The organism is Rhizobacter sp. P1_G5, assembly GCF_056405435.1.
On the sequence record NZ_JBFUCB010000801.1, the window covers coordinates 1 to 2,321 of the forward strand.

The following is a 2,321-nucleotide window of genomic DNA, read 5'->3' on the forward strand; positions in this document are numbered from 1 at the left end:
GGAACAGGCGCTGCCGCTCGTCGGGCGTCATGCCGATGCCGGTGTCGCGCACCTCGAAGCGCAGCCGCGCCGGGGTGCCGCCGGCGCCGCCCGCCTCGCCCGCGTCGCCGGCGTCAAGCACCCGCACCGCCACCACGACCTCGCCCGTGGCCGTGAACTTGACGGCGTTGTTGCCCAGGTTCAGCAGCACCTGGCCCAGGCGCGACGGGTCGCCCACCAGCGCGGTCGGCAGCTGCAGCGGCAGTTCGAGCAGCAGCTCGAGGTCCTTCTCGTCGGCCTTCATGCCGACCACGTTGCTCAGGTTGTCCATCACCTCGCCGAGGCCGAACGGGATCGACTCGATGTCGAGCTTGCCGGCCTCGATCTTCGAGAAGTCGAGGATGTCGTTGATGATGCCCAGCAGCGATTCGGCCGAGGCGTTCACCTTCTGGATGTAGTTGTGCTGCCGGGCATCCAGGCCGCTCTGCAGGGCCAGGTGCGACATGCCGAGGATCGCGTTCATCGGCGTGCGGATCTCGTGGCTCATGTTCGCCAGGAAGCTGCTCTTCGCGCGGTTGGCGAGCTCGGCGGCGTCCTTGGCGCGCTGCGCCTCGGCGAACACCGATTCGAGGTGGGCGATGGTGTCGGCCAGCCGCTGCGTCATGGTGTTGATGCTGCGCGCCAGCAGCCCGATCTCGTCGCCGGATTCGACCGCGGCGCGTGCCGACAGGTCGCCCGCCGCGACGCGTTCGGCCACGTCGGTCAGGCGGCGCACCGGCCCCACGATGCTGCGCTGGAAGCGCCAGGCCAGCAGCACGGCCGCCAGCACCGCCAGCAGCGCGAGCGCCGCGGCGGCGAGGCGGGCGTCGGCGATGCGGTGCACGGCGCCGGTCAGCGCCTGGCCGAGGCCCGCCTGCTGGCCTGCCGTGAGCCTGGCCAGGCGCTCCAGCATCACCTCGGCCTGCGGTGCCACCTGGGTGCGGTACAGGTAGAGGTCTTCGTAGGCACGCTCGCCGTTCTGGATGCCGATGATCTGCAGCGCGAGCTCGGTCACCTCGGCACGCTGGCGCGCGAGGTGGTCGAGCAGCGCGTTCTGCTGCGCATCGAGCACGGCACGCCGGGCCGCCACCGCGTTCCAGGCCGCGGCATTGGTGGACAGCTGCGGGCCGTAGGCCAGCTTGAAGCTCAGCTCGCCCGACGCGCCATAGGCGATCAGGTTGGTCACCATCGCGTCGAACGAGGTCTGGAAGCGCAGCAGGTCGGACACCAGCTCGCGGCTGTGCGGGCTCGATTCACGCGAGCGCTGCAGCTCGAGGATGCGGCTGACGCCGTCGAGCACCTGCACGCGCCTGGCCTGCACATCGACGCGCGAGAGCCGCAGCGCGGGCTGGTTCTTCAGCGGGTTGTCGTGCAGGTCGAACAGTTGCTTCGGCAGGCCCTCCCAGCGGCGGTAGTCGGACGTCAGGTCGTTGACGAGGCGGGCCGCGCCCGTCTCGGCCCAGCTGTTCGACATGGCCTGCAGCGCGGCCAGGCGATCCTCGAACTCGCGCCGGGCCACCTGGTACTGCTGCACGTCCTGCGGGTCGCTGAGCACCAGGTAGCCGCGCACGTGCAGTTGCATGCTCAGCAGGCTGGCCTGCGCCTGCGTCGAGGCGAGCGACGCGGGGCGGCGCAGGTTCTCGGCCAGCGCGATGTCGTGCGTCAGGTGCTGCGCCCCCAGCAAGGCCAGCAGCACGACGAGCACCGTGACGCCGGCCAGCACGCCGAAGGCGGCCGTCAGCTTGCTGCCGATGCCGAGCGCATGCCAGCGCTCCCAGCGCGCCGGCCCGTTCATCGCGGCAGGCCGAGCGAGGCCCGGAAGGCGCTGCGCTGCGCGTCGCGCCCGAGCCGCACCGTGATCTCCTCGAAGTCGACGGAGGCGGCCTTGAGTGCGGCCTGCGGGCTCAGCTGCCCGCTCGTCGCGGCGGCCAGCCGCAGGTCCAGCGACTGCCAGTAGCTGAAGGCTCCGGGGATGCGCAGGTAGGGCAGCTGCAGCGGGTTGCTGAAGGTGTCGTCATAGGCCTGCAGGTACTGCCGCACGTCGGTGGCGTCCCAGCCGGCCTGCAGGTAGTCGTTCAAGCGGCCGCTGCCCTTGGGCGGCAGCAGGTGGTAGCGGCGGCCCGGGTCGATGCCGTCCCAGCCGCGCGCGGCGTAGACGCGCGATTTCGGCTCGGTGGCCATCAGCGCCAGCAGGTAGTAGGTGGCAGCCGGCACCTTGGAGTCGCGCGAGATCACGCCCGCCCAGGAGCCGCCGGTGGTGTTGCCGACGCGGTTGGGCCGCTCGGTCTTCACCCACCTGTGGC

General features: G+C 71.3%; 2 protein-coding genes. Both read right to left on the bottom strand.

The window, feature by feature from the left end; translation table 11 throughout:
• Window positions 1–1,813: histidine kinase dimerization/phospho-acceptor domain-containing protein (locus AC1D12_RS31255; RefSeq protein ID WP_477845079.1), on the bottom strand; the 1,813-nt coding region annotated here is incomplete at its 3' end.
• Window positions 1,810–2,321: hypothetical protein (locus tag AC1D12_RS31260; protein WP_477845080.1), on the bottom strand; the 512-nt coding region annotated here is incomplete at its 5' end. The genes AC1D12_RS31260 and AC1D12_RS31255, both read right to left, overlap by 4 nt.